Source organism: Paenibacillus beijingensis (genome assembly GCF_000961095.1).
Classification (GTDB): domain Bacteria; phylum Bacillota; class Bacilli; order Paenibacillales; family Paenibacillaceae; genus Paenibacillus_O; species Paenibacillus_O beijingensis.
Genome location: NZ_CP011058.1, coordinates 5,416,157 through 5,442,330 on the forward strand (window position 1 = coordinate 5,416,157; position 26,174 = coordinate 5,442,330).

Annotated in this window: 23 protein-coding genes; 9 read left to right on the forward strand and 14 right to left on the reverse strand. The window is 55.8% G+C overall.

What is annotated here, in order from left to right; genetic code table 11:
- Positions 1-4 precede the first annotated feature (4 nt).
- The 4 genes from VN24_RS24425 to leuC form a co-directional block, all read right to left on the reverse strand.
- Positions 5-709 carry a GerMN domain-containing protein gene (locus tag VN24_RS24425; protein WP_052703137.1) on the reverse strand — a complete coding sequence of 235 codons (705 nt, stop codon included), beginning with the start codon at positions 707-709 and terminating at the stop codon, positions 5-7.
- A gap of 17 nt (positions 710-726) precedes the next feature.
- The gene (locus VN24_RS24430) at positions 727-2,277 is read right to left on the reverse strand and encodes an N-acetylmuramoyl-L-alanine amidase (protein ID WP_045672541.1); all 1,551 of its coding nucleotides are present in this window, start codon (positions 2,275-2,277) and stop codon (positions 727-729) included.
- Between the two features lie 196 nt (positions 2,278-2,473).
- Positions 2,474-3,073 carry a 3-isopropylmalate dehydratase small subunit gene (leuD, locus tag VN24_RS24435; protein WP_045672542.1) on the reverse strand — a complete coding sequence of 200 codons (600 nt, stop codon included), beginning with the start codon at positions 3,071-3,073 and terminating at the stop codon, positions 2,474-2,476.
- Positions 3,074-3,124: 51 nt separating this feature from the next.
- Positions 3,125-4,546 carry a 3-isopropylmalate dehydratase large subunit gene (gene leuC / locus VN24_RS24440; RefSeq protein ID WP_045672543.1) on the reverse strand — a complete coding sequence of 474 codons (1,422 nt, stop codon included), beginning with the start codon at positions 4,544-4,546 and terminating at the stop codon, positions 3,125-3,127.
- 192 nt (positions 4,547-4,738) lie between these two features.
- Here leuC and VN24_RS24445 point away from each other — a divergent pair, with 192 nt between their 5' ends.
- Positions 4,739-5,626 (forward strand): LysR family transcriptional regulator, encoded by an 888-nt coding sequence (locus VN24_RS24445; RefSeq protein ID WP_045672544.1) that lies wholly within the window; start codon positions 4,739-4,741, stop codon positions 5,624-5,626.
- Positions 5,627-5,698: 72 nt separating this feature from the next.
- On the opposite strand, the gene VN24_RS24450 is transcribed toward VN24_RS24445, so the two are convergent.
- Positions 5,699-6,511, reverse strand: a complete 813-nt coding sequence (locus VN24_RS24450; RefSeq protein WP_045672545.1) for a carbon-nitrogen family hydrolase — start codon at positions 6,509-6,511, stop codon at positions 5,699-5,701.
- A gap of 453 nt (positions 6,512-6,964) precedes the next feature.
- Here VN24_RS24450 and VN24_RS24455 point away from each other — a divergent pair, with 453 nt between their 5' ends.
- The 8 genes from VN24_RS24455 (at position 6,965) to mtnB (ending at position 14,998) form a co-directional block, all read left to right on the forward strand.
- The gene (locus VN24_RS24455) at positions 6,965-7,411 is read left to right on the forward strand and encodes a hypothetical protein (RefSeq protein WP_045672546.1); all 447 of its coding nucleotides are present in this window, start codon (positions 6,965-6,967) and stop codon (positions 7,409-7,411) included.
- A 105-nt stretch (positions 7,412-7,516) separates the two neighbouring features.
- Positions 7,517-8,710, forward strand: a complete 1,194-nt coding sequence (locus VN24_RS24460) for a pyridoxal phosphate-dependent aminotransferase (protein ID WP_045672547.1) — start codon at positions 7,517-7,519, stop codon at positions 8,708-8,710.
- Between the two features lie 350 nt (positions 8,711-9,060).
- Entirely contained in the window at positions 9,061-10,164 is a 1,104-nt protein-coding gene (proB, locus tag VN24_RS24465) for a glutamate 5-kinase (RefSeq protein ID WP_045672548.1), read from the forward strand.
- Between the two features lie 39 nt (positions 10,165-10,203).
- A complete protein-coding gene (locus VN24_RS24470; protein ID WP_045672549.1) occupies positions 10,204-11,463 on the forward strand; it encodes a glutamate-5-semialdehyde dehydrogenase in 1,260 nt (419 codons plus the stop codon).
- Positions 11,464-11,548: 85 nt separating this feature from the next.
- Positions 11,549-12,442 carry a pyrroline-5-carboxylate reductase gene (proC, locus tag VN24_RS24475; RefSeq protein WP_082084122.1) on the forward strand — a complete coding sequence of 298 codons (894 nt, stop codon included), beginning with the start codon at positions 11,549-11,551 and terminating at the stop codon, positions 12,440-12,442.
- Entirely contained in the window at positions 12,439-13,677 is a 1,239-nt protein-coding gene (locus tag VN24_RS24480; protein ID WP_193790086.1) for a 2,3-diketo-5-methylthiopentyl-1-phosphate enolase, read from the forward strand. Before proC ends, VN24_RS24480 begins: the two co-directional genes overlap by 4 nt.
- Positions 13,674-14,351, forward strand: coding sequence for a 2-hydroxy-3-keto-5-methylthiopentenyl-1-phosphate phosphatase (locus VN24_RS24485; protein WP_045672550.1), 678 nt, complete (start codon positions 13,674-13,676; stop codon positions 14,349-14,351). Before VN24_RS24480 ends, VN24_RS24485 begins: the two co-directional genes overlap by 4 nt.
- A complete protein-coding gene (mtnB, locus tag VN24_RS24490; RefSeq protein WP_045672551.1) occupies positions 14,348-14,998 on the forward strand; it encodes a methylthioribulose 1-phosphate dehydratase in 651 nt (216 codons plus the stop codon). Before VN24_RS24485 ends, mtnB begins: the two co-directional genes overlap by 4 nt.
- Positions 14,999-15,460: 462 nt before the next feature.
- Here mtnB and VN24_RS24495 read toward each other — a convergent pair whose 3' ends face one another.
- From VN24_RS24495 to dinG, 9 genes are all read right to left on the reverse strand, one after another.
- Entirely contained in the window at positions 15,461-16,189 is a 729-nt protein-coding gene (locus tag VN24_RS24495; protein ID WP_045673678.1) for a DnaD domain-containing protein, read from the reverse strand.
- A gap of 112 nt (positions 16,190-16,301) precedes the next feature.
- Positions 16,302-17,507, reverse strand: a complete 1,206-nt coding sequence (locus tag VN24_RS24500; RefSeq protein WP_045672552.1) for an acetate/propionate family kinase — start codon at positions 17,505-17,507, stop codon at positions 16,302-16,304.
- Complete coding sequence (locus VN24_RS24505; protein ID WP_148505302.1) at positions 17,504-18,376, reverse strand: 3-hydroxyacyl-CoA dehydrogenase family protein; 873 nt, start codon at positions 18,374-18,376, stop codon at positions 17,504-17,506. The genes VN24_RS24500 and VN24_RS24505 overlap by 4 nt, the downstream gene beginning before the upstream one ends.
- A gap of 249 nt (positions 18,377-18,625) precedes the next feature.
- Complete coding sequence (locus tag VN24_RS24510) at positions 18,626-20,125, reverse strand: AAA family ATPase (RefSeq protein ID WP_045672554.1); 1,500 nt, start codon at positions 20,123-20,125, stop codon at positions 18,626-18,628.
- Positions 20,118-20,654: a hypothetical protein gene (locus VN24_RS24515; protein WP_052703139.1), complete on the reverse strand. Its 537-nt coding sequence runs from the start codon at positions 20,652-20,654 to the stop codon at positions 20,118-20,120. The genes VN24_RS24510 and VN24_RS24515 overlap by 8 nt, the downstream gene beginning before the upstream one ends.
- 171 nt (positions 20,655-20,825) lie before the next feature.
- The gene (locus tag VN24_RS24520; RefSeq protein ID WP_045672555.1) at positions 20,826-21,356 is read right to left on the reverse strand and encodes a cell wall elongation regulator TseB-like domain-containing protein; all 531 of its coding nucleotides are present in this window, start codon (positions 21,354-21,356) and stop codon (positions 20,826-20,828) included.
- Positions 21,356-22,663, reverse strand: a complete 1,308-nt coding sequence (locus VN24_RS24525; RefSeq protein WP_045672556.1) for an amidohydrolase — start codon at positions 22,661-22,663, stop codon at positions 21,356-21,358. Before VN24_RS24525 ends, VN24_RS24520 begins: the two co-directional genes overlap by 1 nt.
- Positions 22,654-23,298 (reverse strand): redox-sensing transcriptional repressor Rex, encoded by a 645-nt coding sequence (locus tag VN24_RS24530; protein WP_045672557.1) that lies wholly within the window; start codon positions 23,296-23,298, stop codon positions 22,654-22,656. Before VN24_RS24530 ends, VN24_RS24525 begins: the two co-directional genes overlap by 10 nt.
- Positions 23,295-26,162 (reverse strand): ATP-dependent DNA helicase DinG, encoded by a 2,868-nt coding sequence (gene dinG, locus VN24_RS24535; protein ID WP_045672558.1) that lies wholly within the window; start codon positions 26,160-26,162, stop codon positions 23,295-23,297. The genes VN24_RS24530 and dinG overlap by 4 nt, the downstream gene beginning before the upstream one ends.
- Between the last annotated feature and the right edge of the window lie 12 nt (positions 26,163-26,174).

Below are 26,174 nucleotides of genomic sequence, written 5' to 3' on the forward strand. Positions count from 1 at the left end.
CTTATTATTGTCCTCCGCTTCTTGTAATAGGGTGTTCCAGGTCAAGATGACCCATCAGGCTGTCGACGGCCTTGCCGTCCACCAAAATATCGATCGATTTAATTTCAGCGAACTGAAAGAGTGTCTTCTGAATGGATTCCAGCGCAAGCTCTTCTCCGGGCGCGCCGAGACGGGACGTCTCCGGCAGCGTAATGTCGGCTGTCACCGCCCCGTCCTTAACGGTCACCCCGTTAAATTTCACTCCGCTCCAAAGTGCGGTCTTGCCGTTTTCTTTGGCGGCGGCGAGCGCCTCAAGCGCCGCCTTGATTTTGGATTCCTCCGTCGTATAGCCGATTTCCGCTTTAAGCGGATACAGCTTCTCCAAATTGGCATCGGTCATATAGATATCAATCGTTTGTTTCGTCTGCGGTTGCGTCGTACCGGTGCCGGCTGCCGTGTTCGGCTGGCTGCCGCCGCCCGTTGCGGAGCCGGTTCCGCCTGCCGCGGAGCTGCCGCCGCCCGTGCCGCTGCTGCCGGTCGTGCCGCCGGCACCTGCCGCGGAGCTCCCTTTCTCGGGAGACAATGCGGAAGAACCGGTGCCGTTTCCGCTCACGGCGGACGTATCCGCTTCATTGCCGCCGGCAGTCTCTTTGCTGCCGCAGGAAGCAGCTGTCATCACAATCGCTGCCGCCATCCCAAATAAAGCTGCTTTCTTCCAAGCTTTTTTCATCCGCCGATTCCCCCTTGTTATGAAAGCTGCAGGTATTCTTTAATACCCGCTACAATAGCTGCCGCGATCTCCTGCTGTTTACTTTCGCTGAACATGACGGCTTCGTCGGTTCTGTTAGTCAGAAAGCCTGTTTCAAGCAGTACGGACGGCATCGTTGTTTTCTTGACCACGACAAAACCTGCGGTTCGGACGCTGCGGTCCGGCAGCCCTGCCGCTTCAAGCACTTTCTTATGGATGATTTCCGCAAGCGCCTTGCTCTTGGCGCTGTAATAGTACGTTTCCGTTCCCGATGCCGGCGAGCCCGGAAGCGCATTGCCGTGAAGCGATATAAATAAGTCCGCCTGGAGATCGTTGGCAAAAGTCGCCCGGTCGTTCAGCTCCAGGAACGTGTCGTCCGAACGGGTCATATATGGCGCAATCCGCTGCTCATTTTTCAATAGATCATTCACTTTAAGGGCCAGAGAGAGATTGAAATCTTTTTCTTTTCTCCCTGAAACGCTGGTGGCGCCCGGGTCCTGACTGCCATGTCCGGCATCGATGACGACTTTGAAAATTTTGCTGCCGTCAGGCGCAGTGCTCACCGGCGGCACGGCCTGATCGGGACCGAGCAGGCTGAGCTGCAGAATGCCGTCGCCTTGCGTAAAGCTGTGCTGCGTCTTCGCCGACAGATCCCATACGACTCTTACCGTGGACGGCTTGTCCGAATAGAAAGAAAATCTGATTTTCGATAAGGTCGGATGCGTATCGACGACCAGCTCTCCCATCCTTGAAGTCAAGGACGGAAAAGCGGGTGTAAACCCGTCTGCGAATGCCGAATAAGGCAGATCCAGCATAATCCGATCGGGACCTGTGAGCACGGTCGGCTGTACACCGTTCATCGTTCCGTCGAAGCGGATCGTCGTCGTGCCAAGCCCGTCGAATTCAATGCCTTTCACAAAAGCAGTCGCATCGGCCGGCGGTGTTGCCGTTGCCGGCGCATCCACCGGCGGGGTTACCGTTCCCGGCACATCCACCGGGGGCGTTTCCGCTGCCGGCGCACCGCTGCCGGTTCCGCTGTCCCCGCCCGCATTTCCGCTTGCGTCACCTCCGCCGGAGCTGCCGTCGTCCACCGGAGCCGGCTCCGGCTGGTAAACATAAACGGAATTGGCCGGTTTATCATAATAAATTTCCAGACCCATGTTCTCGCTCACGAAACGGAGCGGAACCATCGTCACGCTTTTATATGTTTTGTCGTTAAAAATTTGTGCGGGAGCCGACATCGCCATTTGCTGCCCGTTGACTTCCGCGGTTTTGCCGCCTATGACAAGGTTGATCAGGTTTAGTTCGTTATGTATTCCTACCGTCTTGCTTTTTTGATCCCAACTGACATCGAAACCCATTCCTTCCGCGACCGTGCGGATCGGCACGAACGTCGTGCCCTTCACGATTTTGGGCGGATTGCCGGAGGAGACCATCTGCTTTCCGTTCAAATACAACTTCGGGACATCATTTACAGCTGCGTACGAAACCGCCGCAAAGAGCGAGATCAACACCGTCATGAACAACAACATGCATACAAACTTCTTCATCTTTCACCTCGATGTTGGAATAGCCCACACCAAGCTGCTTTCGCCAATCGATATGGTGTTCGTTTTTATTGCCGAAAAGCTGCAAACAGCGGACAAAAAGATAGACGCATTTTGACAGAAAAAGTTGCGAGAAGAGGAAAAAAGAGGAGAGCCTTTCTTAGGAAGGCGTCCCCTCTTTCACGAATCTGCGAAGCTATTAAGCGAACGCAGCGGCGCGCTTGTTCTCGTAAGCCGAAATTTCGTCTTCATGCTGAAGCGTCAAGCCGATGTCGTCCAGTCCTTGCAGCAAAAACTGGCGGCGGTGCTCATCGAGATCAAACTCGATTTTCAGTCCTTGATTGTCGGTAATTTGCTTGTTTTCCAGATCGACCGTCAGCTCGTAGCCTTCGGTGGCGGCGGTGCGCTGGAACAGATCTTCAACCTGCTCCTCGCTCAGCTTGATCGGCAGAATGCTGTTCTTGAAGCAGTTGTTGTAAAAAATGTCGGCGAAGGACGGCGCAATCACCACTTTGAAGCCGTAGTCCAGAATCGCCCACGGCGCGTGCTCGCGCGAGGAGCCGCAGCCGAAGTTGGCGCGCGAAATCAGGATCGAAGCGCCTTGGTAGCGCGGTTTGTTCGGTTCGAATTCGGGATTGACATTCCCTTGCTCGTCAAAGCGCCATTCGTAGAACAGAAACTGTCCGAAGCCGCTCCGTTCGATCCGTTTCAGAAATTGTTTCGGGATGATGGCGTCCGTATCGACGTTGACGCGGTCAACGGGAGCTACGATCCCGGTATGCTTTTTGAATGGTTCCATGGTCGGTAATCCCCTCTCTGTCTTGAGAAAAAAATCAGAAATTCAGCGGTATTAGTTCGTTACTTCCGTTTTGATCGTCCAGTCGCGCACGTCGGTAAAGTGCCCTTTGATAGCTGCAGCGGCAGCCATTGCCGGGGATACGAGATGCGTCCGTCCGCCGCGTCCTTGACGGCCTTCGAAGTTCCGGTTGGAGGTCGATGCGCACCGCTGTCCCGGCTGCAGCACGTCAGGATTCATCGCCAGACACATCGAGCATCCGGCTTCACGCCATTCGAAGCCCGCTTCGGTGAAGATGCGGTCGAGACCTTCTTTTTCCGCTTGAATTTTGACGCGTCCGGAACCCGGCACGACAATCGCCGTCACGCGGTCGCTCACTTTGTAGCCTTTGGCGATTTCGGCAGCCGCGCGCAGGTCTTCGATCCGTCCGTTCGTACAGGAACCGATGAACACGTAGTCGATCGCGATGTCCGTCATCGGTGTGCCCGGTTTCAGATCCATATACTCCAGCGCTTTCTCAGCCGCTTTGCGCTCGTTCTCGGTCGGCAGATCTTTCGGGTTCGGAACAGCCGAAGTAATGTCGGTACCCATGCCCGGGCTCGTACCCCACGTTACTTGCGGAATGAGCGAATCAACGTCAAATTCGACAACGGTATCGTACGATGCGCCTTCGTCGGTCGTCAGTTCGCTCCAAGCGGCAACCGCTTTGTCGTAGTCCGCGCCTTGCGGAGCGTATTCGCGGCCGCGCAAGTAGTTGAAGGTCGTCTCGTCAGGGGCGATCAGACCGGCGCGGGCGCCGCCTTCGATCGACATGTTGCAGACGGTCATCCGCTCTTCCATCGTCAGGCTGCGGATCGCTTCGCCCGTGTACTCGAGCACATAGCCGGTTGCGAAGTCGGTGCCGTATTTGGCGATAACGCCGAGAATCATGTCTTTTGCCGTTACGCCCGGCTTGCGGGAGCCGATGAAGCGCACTTCCATCGTCTTCGGTTTCGATTGCTGCAGACATTGCGTCGCGAGCACGTGCTCGACTTCGCTCGTTCCGATACCGAATGCAAGCGCGCCGAATGCGCCGTGCGTTGATGTGTGGCTGTCGCCGCAAACGATCGTTTTGCCCGGCCATGTCAGGCCGATTTCAGGACCCATAACGTGCACGACGCCTTGGTCGATGTTGTTCAGGTCGAACAGCTTCACGCCGAAATCTTCGCAGTTTTTCGTCAGTGTATCGATTTGCTGCTTGGAAATCGGATCGCTGATGTTGAAGCGGTCTTTCGTCGGTACGTTGTGGTCCATCGTCGCAAACGTCCGCTCGGGGCGGCGCACTTTGCGGCCCGCCATGCGCAGTCCTTCAAACGCCTGCGGAGACGTTACTTCATGGACAAGATGAAGGTCGATGTACAGGATGCTCGGTTTGCCTTCTTCCTGGTGGATAACGTGATTGTCCCAAATCTTTTCAAACAATGTTCTTTTTGTCATTATTGTTCACCCCATCGTATCAGTCGGTCTTGATAAGCGTAACCTAATCAGTTGATCAATTATCGCGCTCTTTGTCCTGTTTAAAGGATACCATTGGAATGTTCATTGTTCCAAGATATAATATCTATAATAGTTATAGGTTTAAGTTATAGCTGGAAAAGGATGAAAATTTCTCCCAAAGGATGAGAAGCAATGGAATTGCGTCAATTACAATATGTCATTCAAATCGCCAAGGAAAAAAATTTTTCGCGCGCCGCGGAAAAACTGCATATCGCCCAGCCGTCGCTCAGCCAGCAGCTGTCCAAGCTGGAGAAGGAAATCGGCGTGCTGCTCGTGCGGCGGACGACCAATTCCGTCGAGCTGACGCATGCCGGGTCCGTATTCGTCGACAAAGCCCAATCGATCATCGACAGCGTCGAGCAGCTGAAGCGCGAGATGGAAGATATGGCCCAGATGAGGCGCGGCCGCCTCGTCGTGGGCAGCCTGCCGATTACCGGGTCGCACATTTTGCCGTATGTGCTGCCGGTGTTTGCCGCCGATTATCCCGAAATCGAAGTCGTGCTCGTTGAGGACACAACCGCAAGGCTTGAACAGCTGACCGCCAGCGGCGGAACGGATCTTAGCCTGCTGTCGCTGCCGCTGATCGATACGACGCTTGCATGGGAGCCGCTCATTGAAGAGGAGATTTGCCTCGCCGTCCCCCCTTCCCACCGGTTTGCGGGACTGGAGGAGCCGATCCGCATCGGCGACCTCGCCGAGGAACCGTTCATTGTCCTCAAAAAAGGACAAGGCTTCCGGCAAATCGCAATCGATTTGTGCCAAAACGCCGGCTTTTCCCCGCGCATCGTCTTCGAGAGCAGCAATATCGAGACCGTCCAGTCGCTGGTGGCGGCGGGAATGGGAATCGCTTTTATCCCGCACATGATCGCGCGCTCCCAGCGCGGCGAATTTACGCCCGTCTACCTTTCGGTCGCCGAACGGCCGTCAAGAACGCTCGTGATCGCCAGCCGCAAAGGACGCTATTTGTCCAAAGCGGCGGACGCTTTTATCGGAACCTTAAAAAATGTGGTGAAAAGGTAGCCGCCGCGGCTGCCTTTCCCGCATTAATGCCAGCCGCTTCTTCTTGTGAACCGGCAGCAAGCCTGCATTCATCTAATAAAGCGATGGCCGGCGGTCCTGAAAGACCGGAATCCGTCCGCGCACTTCGTCGACAAGCGCCAGATCGATTTCGGCCGTCAAAATCGCTTCTTCTTCTCCGCCTTCGGCCAAAATTTCGCCCCACGGATCGATAATGAGGGAATGTCCGAAAAAGGCGGTGTCGCCGCTCGTTCCGACCCGGTTGCACGCAATGACGTACATCTGGTTCTCGATGGCGCGAGCCGTCAGCAGCGTGCGCCAGTGGTGAAGGCGGGGATGCGGCCATTCCGCCGGCACGAACAGCAGCTTGGCGCCGTCCAGCGCCAGCCTGCGCGCCAGCTCCGGAAACCGGATGTCGTAGCAGATCATCAGACCGGCTTCCGCTCCTTCCAGCGACATTTTTCCCGGGGTGTCTCCCGCCTGCAAAAATTTTTCTTCTTCCATTAACCGGAACAGGTGGATTTTCGAATACTGCCCGGCTTCCTCGCCTTGACGGTCAAACGTATAGATCGTATTGAACACGTCGGCGCCGCGTTTCTCCGCGATGGATCCGGCTACCAGATGAACGCCGTGCTTGCGGCTGAATGCCGACATCATTTCTTTCGTTCTGGCGCCGCCGGCATCGGCCAGCTCCTGAATCCGGTCCAGCGCATAGCCGGTGTTCCACATTTCCGGAAACACGATTACGTCCGGCTTCACGGGCGCGTTTACCGCCTGCTCCAGCAAGTCCTGCAGCCGGGCAAAATTCGTCTCCGGCTCCCCGGCCGTTATATTCATTTGCAGCAGCGCGACATTCAGTTTATGCGCGGCTTTATTTTCGTTGCCCATATTCCATCCTCCAGCTTAAACGTGTACCGGCCTTTTCCGCAAGCGGCAGGTGTGGGGCAAGATGCAGCTGTCACTCTGACCGAGCAGTTCTTATTTGCGGTTCAGGGAGCGTAGCGGACGGATCGTTCTGGAGAAGCGTAAGCGTTCGCCTTTGTCCCCGGATTTCTTCGATTGAAACCATAGTTAAAGGAAATCCGGGGACAACAGCGATCGTAAGAATGATCCGTCCGCGCAGCGGCGACCAACCGCACGTTGGGAGGTTCAACGGGTAAAGCAGTGAGATTGGAGCTTCCTCCCTGCCGCGAAGCGCTTTTAGCCGGATACACGTTTAAGTTTTTTCCCTAATCATAACCGCTCATGGTCTGCTGTCAAGCAGGGAAGCCTAGTTAAGGAACAAAGACCGCATTCTGCAAGAAGCCATAGAATAAGCCGTATATACAAAGGAGAATTCCGATGATCAAACGACTCACTGCCATACTGTTGGCATTGCATCTTGCGCTGCTTGGCGCTGCGGGTGCCGTTTCGGCCGCTTTCGCCGCGCCGCCGGAGCCGCTCCTGCCGGTGCAAATATTCGACGTCGCCGCCGGGAAAGTCGTCAAGACGCTGGACAACAATGAAGAGTATCAAAACTTTGCCAAAGGCTGGCTCGCTTCCGTAACCGGACTGGCGCCGCAAGTGCAGCCCGATGAAAAGTGCGGATATGTATTCCGCGTGCCGCTTGCCGCTTCACAAACGGTCAAGGTCGACCAGAACGAATTCAACGTTCAGGACGTCTTTTTGTTTTACTGCCCGGACAAACCGCCGGTTCTGCTCGTATTTGACACGAACCGCCGGCCTTATCTGCTGTCCGTCCAAACCGATCTGGCGCCGTTTCTTTCCAAAGTCGGTCTTAGCCGATAACGCCAAGCTAACGCTAAGTTTTCCGAGTCGAATTCTCGACAACGCGCCCCTTGTCTGCTACAGTAAAAAACAAAAGATAGGCAGATCTGGAGTGTGAAAATAAAGATGGACGCACAGAAAACAAATATCAGCATTGAGCCGGCGGAACGGATGACCGGACTTCCGACCCAATTTTTCGCCAAACTGGTCGGCAAAGCGAATGCCCAGGCCGCCAAAGGACGCGATGTCATCAACCTTGGGCAAGGCAATCCCGATACGCCGACTCCGCCGCATATCGTGCAGGCGATGCAGGAAGCTTCGGCCAATCCGCTTTATCACCGGTACCCGCCTTTCAGAGGATTCCCTTTCCTTAAAGAAGCGGTCGCCAAACGTTATTTGGACGATTATGGAGTGAAGCTTGACCCTGAAACCGAAGTCGCGATTCTGTTCGGCGGCAAAACCGGTCTGATTGAAATAAGCCAGTGCCTGCTCAATCCCGGCGATTTGTGCCTTGTGCCTGACCCGGGCTACCCGGATTACTGGTCGGGCGTCGCGCTCGCCGGCGGGCGGATGACGTATATGCCGCTATTGGAGAGTAACGGCTTTCTTCCGGATTACAGCTCGGTCTCTCCTGAAGATGCGAAAGCAGCCAAGCTGATGTTCATTAATTACCCGAACAACCCGACCGGCGCCGTGGCGGACGCTTCCTTTTATGCGGATACCGTCGCTTTTGCCGAGAAAAACAACATTGTCGTCGCCAGCGATTTCGCATACGGAGCGATCGGTTTCGACGGACGCAAGCCGTTCAGCTTTCTCCAGACTCCGGGCGCAAAAGAAGTGGGTGTGGAATTTTACACCCTTTCCAAAACGTACAATATGGCGGGCTGGAGGGTTGGCTTCGCCCTCGGCAATGCGAAGATCATTTCGCTGATCAATCTCATTCAGGACCATTATTATTGCAGCCTGTTCGGAGGCATTCAAGAGGCGGCGGCGACGGCGCTTATCGGACCGCAGCAGTGTGTAGCCGAATTGAACGACAAGTACGAGAGCCGCCGTGAAGCCGTATACGGAGCGCTGTCGGAAATCGGCTGGAAAGCGGCCCGCCCGGGCGGATCGTTCTTCTGCTGGCTGCCCGTGCCGAAGGGCTGGAAATCGGAGCCGTTTGCAGATACGCTGCTTGAGAAAGCCGATGTCGTCGTTGCTCCTGGAGTCGGCTTCGGTAGCCACGGCGAAGGCTACGTGCGGCTCGGGCTGCTCAGCGACGAAGCGCGCCTCGTAGAAGCGGTGCAGCGTATCGGCAGGCTCGGGTTATTCGGCTGATTCGGCGTAAAATAAGACGGCTTAGAGCCGCTTCCACTTTACAGGCCATGTCAGAACGTGGTATGCTGATGGAACAGTTGAACTTCAAAACGTATTGACGGGACCATTAGGCAGTAAGGACGCGCATAGAGAGTAAATTTCTCGGCTGCAAAAATTTACCGCGTCTCCTGACCGAACCCACCCCTGAACGGCCGGCGATGAGCCGGACAGCGCCTGCTGTTACCAGGCCCCAAGACGGATGGCGCGCCACCATGAGCGCCGTCAATAAAGGTGGTACCGCGGAAGCGTCAGACTTTCGTCCTTTTTAGGACGGGAGTCTTTTTATTTTATATCTGAGGATGTGAGTTCCGATGGCGGAATCCATTGTAGTAAAAATCGGCAGCAGTTCCCTGACGTCCGGAGCCGGCGAAATAAACCGCGAGCGGATCGCGTTTTACGCGTCCGAGCTCGCCGCACTTCACGCTCTCGGATATCAAGTGCTGCTCGTAACATCGGGGGCGGTTGCGGCGGGCTTCCGCACGATCGGCTACCCTTCCCGCCCGAAGCATCTTCATGAAAAGCAGGCGGCCGCCGCAGTCGGGCAGGCGCTGCTGATGCAGGCTTATCAGGAGATCTTCGGCGGACACGGAATCGGTACGGCGCAAATATTGCTGACCCGGCCGGACTTCGCCAGCCGCAGCCGGATGAACAATGCTCTAATGACGATTGAAGAGCTGCTGCATCAGCGGATACTTCCGATCATCAATGAGAACGACACGGTCGCGACGGACGAGTTGAAATTCGGCGACAACGATATGCTGTCGGCACTGGTGGCCAATCTGGTCAAAGCGCAGCACCTGTTTATTCTGACCGATACGGACGGGCTGTATACGGCTAACCCCCGCCATGACCCGAATGCCCGCAAAATCGAGCATGTCGAGCAAATTACGCACGATTTGATGCAAATTGCCGGCGGAGCGGGCACGGCGGTCGGCACCGGCGGCATGCGTTCCAAGATTGAAGCGGCGCGCATCGCCATGCGCGGCGGCGTGCCGGTATTTATCGGCCGTCTCGAGCAGGCGGGCGACCTGCTGCTTGCGCTGCAGGGCTCGGATAAAGGCACTTATTTTCATACCGATCAGCACTCGCTGCCGCTCAAGAAGCAGTGGCTCGGCTTTCATTCGCTGTCGCAGGGCACAATCGCCGTCGACGACGGCGCCGCCAAAGCGCTGCTCACCGGAGGCAAAAGTCTTCTTCCCGCCGGCGTACGCTCGGTTGAAGGCGATTTCCACCCCGGCGACGTCGTCGACGTTACGGGCTTAAGCGGCGATCCGATCGGCCGCGGCGTCGTCAACTATGCGGCATGGCAAATTCAAGCGGTCGCAGGGCTTTCCACAGAGGAAGTGAAGCGCCGCGTCGAGGTGAACCGGATCGAAGTTATTCATCGCGACGAATGGATCACATTAGCCAATTAAAGGCAACGATAAAGTGAAACGGAGAGGAGCAACGAACTAATGAGCGTAACGACGAACGAAGTGCGCGACAAAGCGAAGCTCGCGCGATCAGCCGCAGAAGAGATGAACCTGCTGACAACGGAGCAAAAAAACGAGGCGCTCGCCGCCATGGCCGACGCCTTGATTGCGAATACCGCCGCCATTATCAGCGCCAATGAACTCGATCTTAAGCGGGGCAAGGAACAAGGAACGCCGGCTTCCCTGCTCGACAGATTGGCCCTTAATCCGGCGCGCATCGAAGGTATTGCCGAAGGATTGCGCCAGATTATCGCACTGCCCGATCCGGTTGGCGACAATCTGGAAACGATTGAACGTCCGAACGGACTGCATATTGAGAAAATCCGCGTTCCGCTCGGCGTCATCGGCATTATTTACGAGGCGCGCCCGAACGTGACGGTCGACGCAGCGGGACTTTGCCTCAAGACAGGCAACGCCGTCGTCCTGCGCGGCGGGTCGGCGGCACTGCTGACGAACCGCACCGTTGTCGACGTGCTGCGCACCGCCCTGTCGGCAACCGCCGTTCCGAAGGAAGCGCTGCAGCTGATCGAGGATCCGAGCCGCGCTTCGGTCGACACGATGCTCAAGCTGAACGGACTGCTGGACGTCATCATTCCGCGCGGCGGCGCCTCCCTGATCCGCAACGTCGTGGAAAATGCGACCGTGCCCGTCATCGAAACGGGTGCCGGCATTTGCCATACGTTCATCGACGAAAGCGCCGATTACCGGATGGCTTCGGATATCGCGTTCAATGCGAAAGTGCAGCGGCCTTCCGTATGCAACTCGATGGAAACGCTGCTCGTGCATTGCGCCTTCGCCGCTTCCCACTTGCGGAAGCTGGCGGACCGGATGCTGGAGGCCGGTGTGGCGCTCAAAGGATGTGCGGAAACACTCCGGATCGTGCCGGAAGCTTCGCTCGCAACGGATGCCGATTATGCGACGGAGTATAACGATTACGTTCTGAACATCCGGATCGTCAGCGGCATCGACGAGGCGCTGCGGCATATCCGCAGGTTCGGCACGAAGCATTCGGAATGCATCGTCACCGAAGACGCGGCGAATGCCGACCGCTTTCTGCGCGACACCGATGCGGCGGCGGTTTACCATAATGCGTCCACCCGCTTTACGGACGGGTTCGAATTCGGATTCGGTGCGGAAATCGGCATCAGCACCCAGAAGCTGCATGCGCGCGGCCCTATGGGGCTGCCGGCGTTAACAAGCACCAAATATATCGTTAAAGGCAGCGGGCAAATCAGACAATAATGAAGCTGAAAATTATGGCGAACCCGCCGGATACGATTTAGCTTTTGCATTAACAATAAAAGGCTTCCTGCAAGGAGGAACGGCAATGACTATAAATTCCATAACCGAAGCGGACTCGGTACAGAGAACGGGTGTTTCCGGTCTCAGCCTCGTCTTCTACGGAGCGGGATCGATGGCGGAGGCGATTGTGAAAGGGCTGCTTCATAAGCGACTGACAACGCCCGGTCAAATCGGCATGTTTAACCGGAGCAACGCCGAGCGGCTGGAACAGCTGCGGAACCAATACGGCGTATATACGGCTTTGGAGCAAAGTGACAAAGAAAAAATGCTGCAAAGCGCCGATATCATCTTCCTGGCCATAAAACCGAAGGACGCGGCGGAATCGCTCCGCACGCTGGCTCCTCTTCTGAACGGCCGCCAAATGATCGTTTCGCTCATCGCCGGATTACCAATCCGGACCATTGAACGGCTCCTTGGGCAAACCGTGCCTGTTATCCGCACGATGCCCAATACGAGCGCAACAGTTGGCTTGGGGGCGACCGGCCTTTCATTTTCGGATGCGGTAAGCGCACATCAGCGCGATCTGGCCGAAGAGCTGTTCCGGGCCGTCGGAATGACGGCAGTCGTCGAAGAGCCGCAGCTCGATGCGGTTACCGCCGTATCGGGCAGCGGTCCGGCTTATATTTACTATATGATGGAGACGATGATGGCTGCGGGTCAGAAGCTCGGCCTTTCGCCGCAGGCGGCGCGCGAACTGACGCTTCAAACGGTGCTCGGCGCGGCGCATATGGTGATCGAAACCGGCGAAGAGCCGGCGGAGCTGCGCCGCAAAGTGACGTCGCCGAACGGTACGACCCAGGCTGCGATCGAGACGCTTGAATCGCACCGCTTCTCCGAAGCTTTCATGCATGCGATGGAACGGTGCATGAACAGAGCCCGCGAATTGGGAGCTGAAATTGAAAGGAGCGCCGGTGAATGAGCGAGCGATTGAACGGATATTGCACCGCAACATACCGCTGCTACGACGATAAAGCCGATTTTCATAAAAAAGCGCTGTCGATCGCCGTCGGACTGACGGTCGGCAGCTGGACCGACCTTCCGGAAGCGCGCAAAGCGGAGATGGAAAAACATTTGGGCCGCGTCGTTTCCGTGGAAGTGCACGAAACGGACCGTCCGGGAGAGCGTTATGCGGACATCCGCATCGCGTATCCCGACATCAACTTCAGCCGCGATATTCCGGCGCTGCTCGTCACCATATTCGGCAAACTGTCGATGGACGGACGGATCAAATTGACCGACATCGACGTCTCGGGCGATTTTCTGACCGCTTTTCCGGGTCCGAAGTTCGGCCTGGAAGGTGTTCGGGAGCTGCTTGGCGTGCACGACCGTCCGCTGCTGATGAGCATTTTCAAATCGGTCATCGGCCATGATCTCGACGGGCTGCAAGAGCAGTTTTACAAGCAGGCGCTCGGCGGCGTCGATCTGATCAAAGATGACGAGATTTTGTTCGAAAATCCGCTTACCCCGCTCGAGAAACGGGTTGAAACGTGCATGGAAGCGGCGCGGCGCGCGTCCGCACAGACCGGACAAAAGCTGCTCTACGCGGTCAACCTGACCGGTCCGGCTTCCAAGCTGGCTGCGCAGGCGCGCAAAGCGATCTCAGCCGGTGCTAACGCGCTGCTGCTCAACGTGCTCGCTTACGGCTACGATACGCTGCATGAGCTGAGCAGCGACCCGGAAGTCAACATCCCGATCGCCGCGCATCCGGCGCTTGCCGGCGCGCTCTACCCTTCGCCGCATTACGGCATCGCCGCACCGGTGCTGCTCGGCAAGCTAATGCGGCTCGCGGGAGCCGATCTCGTGCTGTTCCCTTCCCCTTACGGCTCCGTCGTCATGCCGAAAGAGGAAAATATGGCCGTCAAAGAAGCGCTGCTTCATCCGCTGTCAACGTTGCGGACAAGCTTCCCGGTTCCTTCCGCCGGCATTCATCCGGGACTTGTGCCGCTCATTTTGCGCGACTTCGGATCGGACGTTGTCGTCAACGCCGGCGGCGGCATTCACGGCCATCCGCTCGGTACCGCAGCCGGCGGCGAGGCGTTCCGCCAGGCCATCGCGGCCGCTTTGAAAGGCGTGCCGCTGGCGGAAGCGGCCGGAGAGCCGGGCCATGAACCGTTGAGAGCGGCGATTGACGCATGGGGCGTGAAGGAAGCATGAGTACGGATCGAAAAAAAGTTATTTTTTGCGATTTCGACGGGACGATTACGGTCAATGACAACATTGTGGCGGTCATCAAGCATTTTAATCCGGAAGGCTGGGAAGCGATTGTCGACGACATTATTCAGCAGCGCATCACGATTCAACAGGGTGTAGGCGCTTTGTTCCGCCTGCTCCCCGCTTCCATGAAGAAGGAAGTGGTCGATTATGCGATCGGCAATGCAACGATCCGCGCCGGTTTCGCCGATCTGCTCGCATACTGCAAACGCCAAGACATTGAATTTTATGTCACGAGCGGCGGCATCGATTTCTTCGTTTATCCGCTGCTGGCGCAATTCGGCATTCCCGAAGACCATATTTACTGCAACGGCAGCGATTTCAGCGGCGAAAGGATTGAAATTACGTGGCCCCACTCCTGCGACGACGAATGTGCAAGCGGCGGCTGCGGCATGTGCAAGCCGGCCGTTATCCGGCGGTTCCCGCAGGAGCACTTCGAAAGGATTTTGATCGGGGACAGCGTAACCGACTTTGAAGGCGCGAAGCTGGCAGAGCTTGTTTTTTCCCGCTCGCATTTGACCGAGAAATGCCGGGAGCTTGGACTCCCTCATGTCGAATTTGAAACGTTCCACGATATCATTGCCCATCTGGAGCAGGAAAGGACTACGGTACGATGAGTCATGCAGTCATTACACTGGAAGAAAAACAGCGCGCTTACGCGCAGCTTCACGAGGTGAAGGCGCTCTTCTCGCAGCGCAATTGGTTCGCCGGAACGAGCGGCAACCTGTCCGTACGTGTGGGCGATTTTTCGCCAGAGCAGTTCCAATTCGCCATTACGGCCAGCGGCAAAGACAAGTCGCAGCAAACGCCCGAAGATTTTCTGCTGGTGGACCAAAGCGGGAAGCCGAGCGAGCCGACCTCGCTTAAACCGTCTGCGGAGACGCTCATCCACTGCGAAATTTACCGGTTAACCGGCTGCGGAGCCATTTTTCATGTGCATACCGTGTTCAACAACGTCATTTCGGAATGGTTCTGGGACCGCAAATCGGTTCCGGTGGACGGCGTCGAATTGATCAAAGGGCTCGGAAATTGGGAAGAGGAAGCGCACATCGACATTCCGATCGTCTCCAACTTCGCCGATATTCCGCGCATCGTTCCGGAAATTACAGAGCGTCTGCAGCACGACATTCCCGGAATTATGCTGCGCAAGCACGGCATTTACGCATGGGGTAAAAACGCGTTCGAAGCGAAGCGCCACCTCGAAGCGTTTGAGTTTATTTTTGAATATGTTTACCGGTGGGAGCTGCTGAACCGTTCCCGCTGAGCGGCCTTTAATAAGAGGCTGTCCCATAAGCAGGCTTTATGTCGGGTTTCAAGCCCTTCTGCTTCAAAAACGTAAACGAACCGATCAAGGAGCTATCCTTGGCCGGTTCGTTCGTTTTTATCGCTCTGCACGAAGGGCGACTTTTCAAAAGCATGCGTTCGCTCGTACATCTTTTTTCTTTTTATTTTTAGACTGGAGTTAAAATTCCTGCAAATATACTTTTTTTGTCGGTCCCATCTTTCGTTCGGGCGATAAAACCTGGGAATTCCTGCACCATCTCGAAGGTTTTCCCTCCAGATAGGCAATTTGGATCGATAATACCTGCACAATCGCAGGTTTAGCGATAAGGATCCCCGACTCTGCGCTGGTTTAGCGAGAAAAGGAAAGGAGCTCCTGTTCCGCTGCTTTGCCAGCGGAACAGGAGCTCCTCTTTTGTTATATTTAGGACGAGCTCAATCCGCTTCAGCCTCTGCCCCCGCGGAACTTCGCCGCATGGGCGCGCGCTTCCTCGACGCTGTTCACCCGGTTGCGGCTCCATTCCAGTAATATCCGGTCGATATAGCGAAAATGGAGCTTTCCTGCGAAAACCGCTTCCTTCAGCGCAAAGCGGATCAGCTCGTCGGGATAGCGGTCTTGATCGAGCCAGCCGCTGATCGTCTCACATTCCATCGGCGAAAGAGGACGGCCGAATTCCTGCTCGAACAGCGTGAACATATCGCCGCCCGTTTGCATCTGCTCGCCGTGCAGCGGTTGGAAAGCTGCGGACGCCGTCCTTTTGCCGCCTCCGGAGCCCAATTCCCGCTGCGCCGTTTCACCTTCTGCAAGCTCCTCTTCGGCCGCCCATAGAGCCGCCCGCTGCAGCCATCCGCTCCAGTTATAGCGCTCGTAGAGGATACCGGAGACGGGATCGAGCGCTTCGTCGATTTCCAGCAGTCCGTCCTTCATCAGCTTGCCAAGCAGCTGCACGACCGTCTTCGGCGAAGTGCCGAGCCGGTGAGCGATCTCCTCCGGCGTCGGAAATTCCTTGCTTTCCGCTTCCCGGAACGCCATCAGCTGCAGCAGCAGCATCGCATCCGTATCCGTCAATCCCAATTCCCGATAAGAGCGGAGCAGCAGATGCGGTATGTAGACGCCTCGTTCCCCCAGCATTGCCGTCATTCCCCGGGCGTACGCTTTCAAGATGTCACTCATAAATTCATCCGCACCTTTTTGTAACATTAAAATGCCGGAGCATGCGCGCAGCGTTAATAACCTATCGGCGCATGGTCCGGCATCGTTCATCTATTGCTGCCTAATTGTCGGTTTATGCTTCAGCCGATACCAGCTTGAACGTATCGCGCGCAATGATCAATTCCTCATTCGTCGGCACGACAAGTACGCTCACCCGGGAATCCGGGGTGGAAATGATGCGCGCTTCTTTGCTGCGCTGGGCATTCAGCTCCGGATCAAGCTCAAGTCCGAGGAACGTCAAGCCGCTGCAGACCGTTTCTCTGAGTACGGCGCTATTCTCGCCGACGCCCGCCGTAAATACAAGCGTATCGATGCCGTTCATTGCCGCCGCATATGCTCCGATATATTTGCGTACGCGGTACGTATACATATCAAAAGCCAGCTGCGCGTGGCTGTCGCCTTCTTTCATCGCATCCGTAATTTCCCGCATGTCGCTGCTAAGGCCCGAGATCGCCATCAAGCCGCTGTGCTTGTTAAGCATCGAATTGACTTCGCTGAGCGTCAGATCTTCTTTATTCATCGTATACGGCACGATCGCCGGATCAAGGTCCCCGCTGCGCGTACCCATCATCAGTCCTTCGAGCGGCGTCATCCCCATGCTCGTGTCATACGACTTGCCTTCCAGAACGGCCGTACAGCTAGCGCCGTTTCCGATATGGCAGCTGACCAGCTTGAGCGACTCCAGCGGCTTGCCGAGCACCTTCGCCGCCTTGTCGCTGACGTAAGCGTGGGAAGTGCCGTGGAAGCCGTAACGGCGGATTTTGTGGCGCTTGTACAGCACCATCGGAATCGGGTATAAGTAAGATGATTGCGGCATCGTCTGATGAAATGCCGTATCGAATACGACCGCCTGCGGCACGCCTGTGAGCACCGCTTCAACCGCCTGAATGCCCATCATGTGAGCCGGATTGTGAAGCGGAGCCAGATCGAACAGATTGCGGATTTCAAGCTTGACTTCCGGAGTCACCAGCGCAGACTCGCGGAATGTTTCGCCGCCGTGCACGATCCGGTGTCCGACCGCGTCGATTTCATTAATGGAAGCAAGCACACCGACTTCCGGATCGGTAAGCATGTCCATCACGCGGCGCACGGCCGTCGTATGCTCGAGAATTTCGCTTACGGACCGCACTTCCGGTTTGCCTGCCGGCTCATGTGTGACGATGGAAGAATCCATCCCGATCCGCTCCACGCGGCCGCTGGCCAGAACGGACTCGTCGGTCATGTTATAAAGCTGATATTTTAGCGATGAACTGCCTGCATTGATTACGAGTATTTTCATGTCCGGTCCCCATCCTTATCATATTGGAAAAACCCTGCGCCCGATTTGACGCCGAGCTGGCCTGCACGCACCATTTTTTTCAATATAAACGATGGCCGGTACTTCAGCTCCCCATATTCGCGGAACATTGTCTCCAGAGCGGCTTCAACGGAATCGAGCCCGAACCGGTCCGCCATTTCGAACGGCCCGTGCTGGAACGAATAGCCGATTCGCATCGCACTGTCAATATCTTCAACCGAGGCGGTTCCTTCCTCGAGTACATGAAGGGCTTCGTTAATGAAAAGGCAAATGAGGCGCGTCGTAATAAATCCGGGCGATTCAAACACCATGACGCCTTTTTTATCAATAACCTGTTCCACAAATTGTTTCGTCCGGTCAAACGTCGAGTCGGACGTTTTCAGGCCGCGCACAATCTCGACCACGTCCACCTTGAACACGGGATAAACAAAGTGCATGCCGATAACCCGTTCAGGGTGTGCCGTTACACTGGCGAGCTCCGTCAAGCTAAGCGTCGACGTGTTACTTGCCAGAATGACGTCCGGTCCTACGATGCGGTCGATTTGCTGGAACACGCTCTTTTTCCGTTCCAATTCTTCGGACACGGTCTCAATAATAAGCTCGCAATCCGACAGCTCCTCCATCGCTTCGCAGCGGTTAATCCGGTTAAGAATAAGCTTCTTCTCCGCCTGCGTGAGAGCCCATTTTTCAATTTGCTTATCAAGGCTCATTTCGATCATCGAAATGCTGTAGTTCAGCTTTTCTTTCGTCTGCTCAAGCAGATAAACATCCAATCCTTTGTAAGCCAGCATTTCAGCAATGCTTTGTCCCATTGTGCCGGCTCCGATAACGCCTACTTTACGTACAGTCACTGTCATTCTCCTCTTTGCGGGTTTCTCTCTTTAAGTTGCCACACCATTGAAATCTTAAGCCCTTATCCCATAAGTTTATAACGTTTTGACGAAAAAAAGAAGACGGACAAAGCGTCCGTCTTAAGATTGTCGAAATTTGAACCGTTTTTCGCGGATTATGCCGCTATTTTTGTTTTATTTGTGAATATTCAAGATAAAAAGGAGCGCTGCAGCTTGTCGGGTCAACGGTTAACACCCCATACGGCTGCGTTACGCGCTTTGAATCCCGGATGAAGTCATCATATCGCGGAAACGGTCGCCGTGCAGCGTTTCTTCGGTGATGAGGATGCCGAGCGAATGCATAAACAAATCGCGCTGTTCGGCAAGCATCCGTTTCGTCCGATCCATTAACCCGTCCAAAATGGAGCTTGTCACTTTTGCCCAGCCGTCGGGCGTCATCATGCTGGCGTCAATGATGCCGAGCTCGGTGAGCCCCGATTCCACCATCGTGCGTACGATGCTCATCGCCTGGTCGAAATCGCCGCGCGAGCCGGTGCTGCGGCCTCCGTAAAACATTTCTTCCGCAGCCGCTCCTCCAAGCGCGATCATAATTTGCGCTTCGAGGAAATCCTGCGTGTACAGGTAACGGTCCTGCTGCGGGTTGTGCCGGACGTAGCCCAGCGCCTGTCCGCGCGGGGAAAGCGCCACCTGCGACACGCTCCCGGGGCGGACCATCTCGGCGGCGATCGCGTGGCCAAGCTCATGAATGGCAACGCGTTCCCGCTCTTCGTTTGTCGCTTCACGGTCGGTCTTCTCGCCCATCATCACTTTGTCGATCGCCATCGACAAATGCTGCTGGCCGATGAGCGGCTTCGCTTCGCGGAGCGCATAAATGGCCGCTTCATTCATGACGCTTTCCAGCTGGGCGCCGGAAAATCCGAACGATTCTTCCGCTACCCGTTCAAGACTGGCATCTTTAGCCAGCGGCTTGTTGCGGCCATGAATATTCAAAATATGCAAACGCCCTTTCTTATCCGGCAGATCGACGCCGATATGGCGGTCGAAGCGGCCCGGACGCAGCAGCGCGCTGTCCAGCATTTCCTTGCGGTTGGTGGCGGCGATGAGCAGAATGCGCGGCGATTCGTTCGTATGAATGCCGTCCATCTCCGTCAGCAGCTGATTGAGCGTTTGATCGTATTCGCGATGCTGGCCGCCGTCGCGCTTGCCGCCGATGACGTCGATCTCGTCAATGAAAATGACGGCGCTTGCCTTGCCCGCCTTCGACGCCTTTTTGCGTGCTTCCTTAAACAGGTCGCGGATCCGTCCGGCGCCGACGCCAACATACATTTCCACAAATTCGCTGCCGGATGCGGCGACATAAATCGAGTCCGTATAATGAGCGGCGGCTTTGGCAAGCAGCGTCTTCCCCGTTCCCGGCGGACCGGTCAGCAGTATGCCCTTCAGCGGCCGGATGCCGAATTTGGCGATTTCCTCATGGCGAACGAGAAAATCAAGCGCTTCAATCAGCTCCTGCTTCGGGCGCTCCTGTCCGCCGATATCGTCAAACGACAGGACGGCCGGAGCTTTTCCTTTCGATTCGCGCGCGCCTCCCGCAGCGGCAAGCTGTCCTCTGGAGCGCAGCACATAAAAGATGCCGCCGGCCATCAAAATGGCGAACACAATCGGTAAAATATTAATGCCGCGAGTGAGTAAGAACAGGAGCAGTACAGGAACGAAACCGGCCAGTATTTCCCATTTATACTTACGCACCAGGCCACACTCCTATCTTGTCGCCGATTCTCGGCAGTACGATATATTTGACGGCCGAGTCCAGTTTCATCGTAATATATACATTCTTATCGTCCATATCCGACGTGACAACAAGTCCTTTGTGCGTCCGTTCCAGCTTCTCCATCGCTGCAGGTATTTCCGAATAGCGCCTGCTCTCCATCGCTTCCGCAATGGTGAACAGCTCACCCGACCAGATCTGATCCAGCTTGGCGCTGGATTCGCTCGTAATGTCCAGATTCAGCTTACGGCCGCCAATCGCGTTCTTGCCTTTCTCCGCAATCTCCTCGTATAAAGAACGGAGATCCGCATCGCTGCCGAGCGTCAAGTTGACCGTAACCGTATCCGTGCCTACGACCGGCTTGACCGATTCCACACCGGGAAGCGAACCGATCGCTTTCACCAGCGGTCTTTCTACCGCCGTATGCTCATACAGATACCAGCCGCCGAACAATAAAGCAGCGGTTACGATCATCGTCGTAAACACGGGCAGCAGCTTCAGCTTCAACATGATGAATAATGCCCCCTTCCTGCCTGGTAGCCGACTTATTCGCGGCTAATCGGTATATTACAATTGCTATACTCTAGTATATCATTGTTGAAAAATAAAAGTATAGTTGAGCTGCAATAAGGAAAGTATACCATAGCGCCAGCGGCGGGGGGCGTGTAATATCAGGAAACGTCAGGTTGAATATTTTGCCGGCAGTCTATAAGTCTCAATCAAATTTCCGCTGCGGAAATCGTAGAAATCGTAGAAATATTTGCGCGCCCCGTTCTCGATGCGGGAATAGAGCAATTCCCACGCGGGCTCCCCATTAATCATGCCGGAGATCGAATGGGTAATGTCCACGTCCGGACTTTGCGCAAGCAGCCGGTCGCGGATGCTCTTCGCCGTTTGGGCTTCCGAAGCCGGAATGGTGCTCAGCACCTTCCCGTCTCCATACCAAATGTAGAACGCTTCGCCGGAGCCGTTCACGCCGCGAGTCACCCATACTGTCCGGTCCCACACATATTTGTGCGCCTCATCTACGGAAGCCAAGCTTGCTTTTTGCTTGACTTCGGCCATTATTTGAGCTTCTTCGCTCCAGCGCGGCGCCTGCATCGAACGATACTCTGCATTGAGCAGCAAGACGATGATCAATGCGAGAACAGTAATGAGCACCGTCCACTTGGTGCGCGACATGAGCGGCGGCCGTTTGTAATCCGACCTCATCAGCCGTTCAACAGCCTTTCAAAACATTGCTGAGCTTCATATTTAATCCGCTCCTCGTCGAGCAGCGTGCATTTTCCGCCCTTCACAACCTGGCGGCCGTCTACCCATACGTGCGCAACGTCGCGGCCGGAAGCGGAATAGACCAAATGCGAAACCATATCGCTTTGCGGATAAAAATGCGGTTGATCCGTATCCAGCGCAATCAAATCGGCCTTCATGCCGGGCTTGAGCACCCCAAGCTTATCGCCTTGACCGATCGTGCGGGCGCCGTACACCGTCGCCATGCGCAGCGCTTCAGCAGCCGGCACGACCGTCGGGTCGAAGCCGGCGCCTTTATGGATCAGCGCAGCGAGGCGGATTTCGTCGAACAGATCGAGGTTGTTGTTGCTGGCAGCGCTGTCCGTTCCGAGCGAGACGGTTACTCCGGCGCGCAGCAGCTCCGGCACGCGGGCGACGCCGCTCGCCAGCTTCAAATTGCTTGCCGGGTTGTGGGAAACACCGACTCCCCGCTCCGCGAGCAGGGCGATTTCCTCATCGGTCAAATGAACGCCGTGCGCCACGAACGACGGGCGCGAAAACATGCCGAGCTTATCCAAATGCTCCACCGGACGGCAGCCGTAATCGCGCACGTTCTGCTCGACCTCGGCCGCCGTTTCCGACATATGCGTATGCATCGGCAAATCGAGATCGTGGGCGGCCTGGACGAACTGCTCAATGAAAGCGGGCGGACAAGTGTACGGAGCATGCGGAGACATCATCGTCGTAATGCGCCCGTCTGCCGCTCCTCTCCAGTCCTTTGCGAACGATACCGCTTCTGCGAGCTTTTCCTTTTGCACTTCGGGCGGACAGAGCCCGATCGCGCCGCGCATCAGCACTCCTCGCAAGCCGGCCTGCTCCACCACCTTCGCCACTTCGTCCATCCGGTCGTACATATCGACGAAGGCGGTCGTGCCGCTCTTCAGCATTTCGATAACGGCCAGAGCCGTTCCCCATTTGACGTCCGCAGCGGTAAACTTCGCTTCCATCGGCCACATTTTGTCCTGCAGCCATACCTGCAGATTTTGATCGTCTGAGTACCCGCGCAGCAGCGACATCGCCGCATGGCCGTGCGTGTTCACAAGTCCGGGCATGAACAGGAGGCGGCGGCCGTCCACTTTGTCCGTGATTTGCTCCGATCCTTCGGGAGCCTCCTCCCCGACATATACGATCTTGTCGTCCTCCACGACAAGATAGCCTTTCACTAGCGGGTTGCTCTCATCCATCGTAATGAACGTCCCGTTCTCGATTATCCATTTGCTCATTCGTATTCGGTCCCTTCCCTGTCCATATAATAAGCCAAGCTCAGCAGCTGCGTCGTGAAATCGGCGTAATGAATCCGCACGTCCTCGGTCGATTTCAATACGGCCGGCGCAAAATTCAAAATCCCTTCAATGCCCGCTTCCACGAATTGGTCCGCTACATTTTGCGCTTCGGATGCGGGGACGGTAATGATGCCGATCCGGATGTGGCCCTGCTCGACCGTCTCCTTCAGCTTGTCCATCGGCAGCACCGTAAGCGAGTTGATCGTGGTCCCGATCTTGTCCGGGCTGGCATCAAAGATGGCGGTAATCTTCATGTTGTCCTTCAAGTAAGTATTGTAATTGCACAAGGCGTGCCCGAGGTTTCCTGCGCCGACGAGCGCGACGTTCAGCGTCTGGTCGAGCTTTAATATTTGGCGGATTTTTTCGATCAAATAGGTGACGTCGTAGCCGATGCCCTTGCGGCCGAATTCGCCGAAATATGCAAGATCTTTGCGGATTTGAGCGGGATTGAGCTCCAGCTTCATGCCGAGCTCCTGTGAAGATACCGTTTGCACATCCCGCGAAAGAAGCTCGTTCAACACCTGCAAATAGACCGGAAGCCGCCGTACGACGGCTTCGGATATCGTTTTGCTCATCTTCATGGTCCTGTTTGCGTCTCCTTTCGCTCCTCCGACAGCCATTCTCTCATCCGCGGCACCATCTGCCCGACATGCATATGCTCGATCTTCGGACCCGGAAGCGAATAAAGAAAATATTTGCCGTAGTACGTTTCGATTACCCGGGTATCATAGATCAGGACAATCCCTTTATCTTTGGCGGTCCGGATCAGCCTGCCGAAGCCTTGCTTGAAGCGGATGACGGCCTGGGGAATCGACAGCTTCATAAACGGGTTTTGCTTCGCCTCCTGCAGCAGCTCCGCTTTCGCTTCCTGCAGAGGTTGATTCGGAGGCTGGAATGGCAGCCGGACAATCGCCAGGCAAATCAGCGCGTCGCCCGGAATGTCGACCCCTTCCCAGAAGCTGCTCGTGCCGAGCAAGACCGACGCCGGCTGCTGCCGGAACCGTCTCGTAAGCTTGCTCCGGTTGCCGCTGTCAATGCCTTGCCCGAGCACGTTGATGCCGCTGCCGGCCAGCGCATCTTTCAGCGGGTCGTATACTTGCTTCAGCATCCGGTAGGATGTGAACAGCACAAGCATCCGGCCCCCCGTTTCGCGCGCCGCTTCGGAGAGCGAATCGACGAGCGCGCTTAAATAAGCCGGATCCGGCGTGGCCCCCTTGAGGACCGGAAAATTTCGCGGAATCATGACAAGCGCCTGATCCCGGTATTGAAACGGAGAAGGCAACTGCACCGTTTTCAGCCGTTTCTCATCCAGTACGTTCAGCCCGAGCTGCTCGCAAGCATACTGAAATGACTTCTGCACGGAAAGCGTTGCGGACGTCATGACGACACTCTTTTTTACATCGAAAAAATATTGCCGCAGCTGCTCGCTCACGTCTGCAGGAACCGCAAAAAGATGGACCGACTTGCTGCGGTACGACGCGCTCGCCTCGATCCAATACACCGTTTCCGGCTTATCCGCCCGCACGAACAGGCGCAGCTCATCCCGCAGCCGGGCCGCGTCTTTGACCGCGCCGCTAAGATCGGTCAGCGTCCCCTGCAGCGACGAATCGTCCAGCCGGTCTTTCATTTCCGTAAACAGCTTTTCCAGCGTCTTGGCCGCAGAGTTCAGCTCCGCAAACAAATTCGCTTCCTCGGCGGCGATCGCTTCCCATCCCTTCGGCAGCTGCCCGGCGCGCAGCCGGTATACGGCCTGACCGGTTTCGCTTTGTGCGGACGGTGACGATCCGGCGAGCTGATACAGCATTTCGAACAGCCGGTCCCACATCTCCTTGAGTTCTCCGAAAACGGGCACAATCGTATCGATCGTTTCCGTCCAGGCGGGAACTTTGTCGTCGCTCTCGCCCGCAATCCTTAAGCGCAGCTGCGGCAGCAGCCCGCTGCGGGAGTCTTTTGCCATCCGGGTAATGAAATTGACAAGGGAAAAATAGGAAAGCTGCAAGCCAAGATGCTTGCCCGCTACTTCCTCCAAATGATGCGCTTCATCGATGACCAAAAATTCATACGTCGGAAGAAGCCGGTTGTCGGCGCGAATGTCGGTGAACAGCATGGAATGGTTCGTAATGACGACATCGGAAATGTTCGATTCCTGTTTGGCGCGGTGATAGAAGCAGCGTTTGAACCACGGACATGCCCGGTTCAAGCAGGAATCGGCATCGCTGGCTACCGTTTCCCAGAAATCCCCGCCCTTGTTGCCGAAGTTCAGCTCTTCCTGGTCCCCTGTTTCCGTCTCGCCGAGCCAGACGGTCATTTGGGCGGCCGTCAGCCGGTCTTCGGCGGGCGAAACAAAATCGTTTGTCTGAATTTTACTTTCAAATTTGCGCAGACAAAGATAATTGCCTCTTCCTTTGAAGACGGACGCTTTGAACGGAAAAGGAAGCACTTCTTGCAGCAGCGGCAAATCACGCTGCCGGATTTGCTCCTGCAAATTGATCGTATGGGTGCTGACGATTATTTTTTTCTCTTCTTTTACCCCATAATATAATGACGGTATCAAATAACCGAGCGATTTGCCCGTTCCCGTTCCCGCTTCGATGAGCAGATGGCGGCTTTGCTGGAAAGCGTCCTCGACTTCGCGAAACATCGTTTGCTGCGCTTCCCGTTCTTCATAATCGGGAAAAATAGAGCGGAATTTGTCCTGCACGCCGCTTAAATATTGCTCAAACGATACGCCGTCGAGCGCGCCTGAATCTTCATCGGCGTCTCTTGGCGGCTTTTCTTCCGTCCATTCGCCCACTTTAAGCGCGAACTGCCGGAAATAACTATGCGAATCGGGATCCATCGGATTCACCGCTTCTCTGAGCGCCAATTCCTCCTGCAGAAACCATGCCAAATCGTCATCCCGCATAAACCCGGCGAAGCGCTGCAAAGTGAGCAGTGGCAGGGAACGGATTTTTTTGACGCATTCAGAGAACAGAATCGCCGTCGCCATCGCGTCGCTGTCCGCCCGGTGATGCTGGTCGTGGCGAATGCCGAAGTGCTCCGATACGCTGCCGAGCTGATAAGAGCTCAGCGTCGGATACAGCATACGGAGCATTTCGACCGTATCGAGCCTTCGTCCCGTAAAGGACGAATAGCCGCAGCGGTCAAGCGCACGGTTCAAAAAGCCTGCGTCAAAGCTGACGTTATGCGCCACGAGCACCGCATCGTCAAGAAGCGGAATTAACGAAAGGAGCATTTCGTCCGTTTCGGGGGCATCCTGCACCATCGAATCGTCAATTCCCGTCAGCTGTGTAATAAAAGCAGGGATGGGACCCGACGGCCGGACGAACGAGTTGAACGTCTGAACGACATTCATCTCTTCATCCAGCAGTACGAGTCCCACTTGAATCATATCGTCATCGGCGCCTGTGCCGGTTGTTTCCAAATCCAGTACCGCATAATTCATGGAGATTGGTTC

Bases quoted from the DNA above. Each gene is read 5' to 3' on its own strand.
- VN24_RS24425 (WP_052703137.1), bottom strand. From the start codon at position 709: ATGAAAAAAGCTTGGAAGAAAGCAGCTTTATTTGGGATGGCGGCAGCG.
- VN24_RS24430 (WP_045672541.1), bottom strand. From the start codon at position 2,277: ATGAAGAAGTTTGTATGCATGTTGTTGTTCATGACGGTGTTGATCTCG.
- leuD (WP_045672542.1), bottom strand. From the start codon at position 3,073: ATGGAACCATTCAAAAAGCATACCGGGATCGTAGCTCCCGTTGACCGC.
- leuC (WP_045672543.1), bottom strand. From the start codon at position 4,546: ATGACAAAAAGAACATTGTTTGAAAAGATTTGGGACAATCACGTTATC.
- VN24_RS24445 (WP_045672544.1), top strand. From the start codon at position 4,739: ATGGAATTGCGTCAATTACAATATGTCATTCAAATCGCCAAGGAAAAA.
- VN24_RS24450 (WP_045672545.1), bottom strand. From the start codon at position 6,511: ATGGGCAACGAAAATAAAGCCGCGCATAAACTGAATGTCGCGCTGCTG.
- VN24_RS24455 (WP_045672546.1), top strand. From the start codon at position 6,965: ATGATCAAACGACTCACTGCCATACTGTTGGCATTGCATCTTGCGCTG.
- VN24_RS24460 (WP_045672547.1), top strand. From the start codon at position 7,517: ATGGACGCACAGAAAACAAATATCAGCATTGAGCCGGCGGAACGGATG.
- proB (WP_045672548.1), top strand. From the start codon at position 9,061: ATGGCGGAATCCATTGTAGTAAAAATCGGCAGCAGTTCCCTGACGTCC.
- VN24_RS24470 (WP_045672549.1), top strand. From the start codon at position 10,204: ATGAGCGTAACGACGAACGAAGTGCGCGACAAAGCGAAGCTCGCGCGA.
- proC (WP_082084122.1), top strand. From the start codon at position 11,549: ATGACTATAAATTCCATAACCGAAGCGGACTCGGTACAGAGAACGGGT.
- VN24_RS24480 (WP_193790086.1), top strand. From the start codon at position 12,439: ATGAGCGAGCGATTGAACGGATATTGCACCGCAACATACCGCTGCTAC.
- VN24_RS24485 (WP_045672550.1), top strand. From the start codon at position 13,674: ATGAGTACGGATCGAAAAAAAGTTATTTTTTGCGATTTCGACGGGACG.
- mtnB (WP_045672551.1), top strand. From the start codon at position 14,348: ATGAGTCATGCAGTCATTACACTGGAAGAAAAACAGCGCGCTTACGCG.
- VN24_RS24495 (WP_045673678.1), bottom strand. From the start codon at position 16,189: ATGAGTGACATCTTGAAAGCGTACGCCCGGGGAATGACGGCAATGCTG.
- VN24_RS24500 (WP_045672552.1), bottom strand. From the start codon at position 17,507: ATGAAAATACTCGTAATCAATGCAGGCAGTTCATCGCTAAAATATCAG.
- VN24_RS24515 (WP_052703139.1), bottom strand. From the start codon at position 20,654: ATGTTGAAGCTGAAGCTGCTGCCCGTGTTTACGACGATGATCGTAACC.
- VN24_RS24520 (WP_045672555.1), bottom strand. From the start codon at position 21,356: ATGAGGTCGGATTACAAACGGCCGCCGCTCATGTCGCGCACCAAGTGG.
- VN24_RS24530 (WP_045672557.1), bottom strand. From the start codon at position 23,298: ATGAAGATGAGCAAAACGATATCCGAAGCCGTCGTACGGCGGCTTCCG.
- dinG (WP_045672558.1), bottom strand. From the start codon at position 26,162: ATGAATTATGCGGTACTGGATTTGGAAACAACCGGCACAGGCGCCGAT.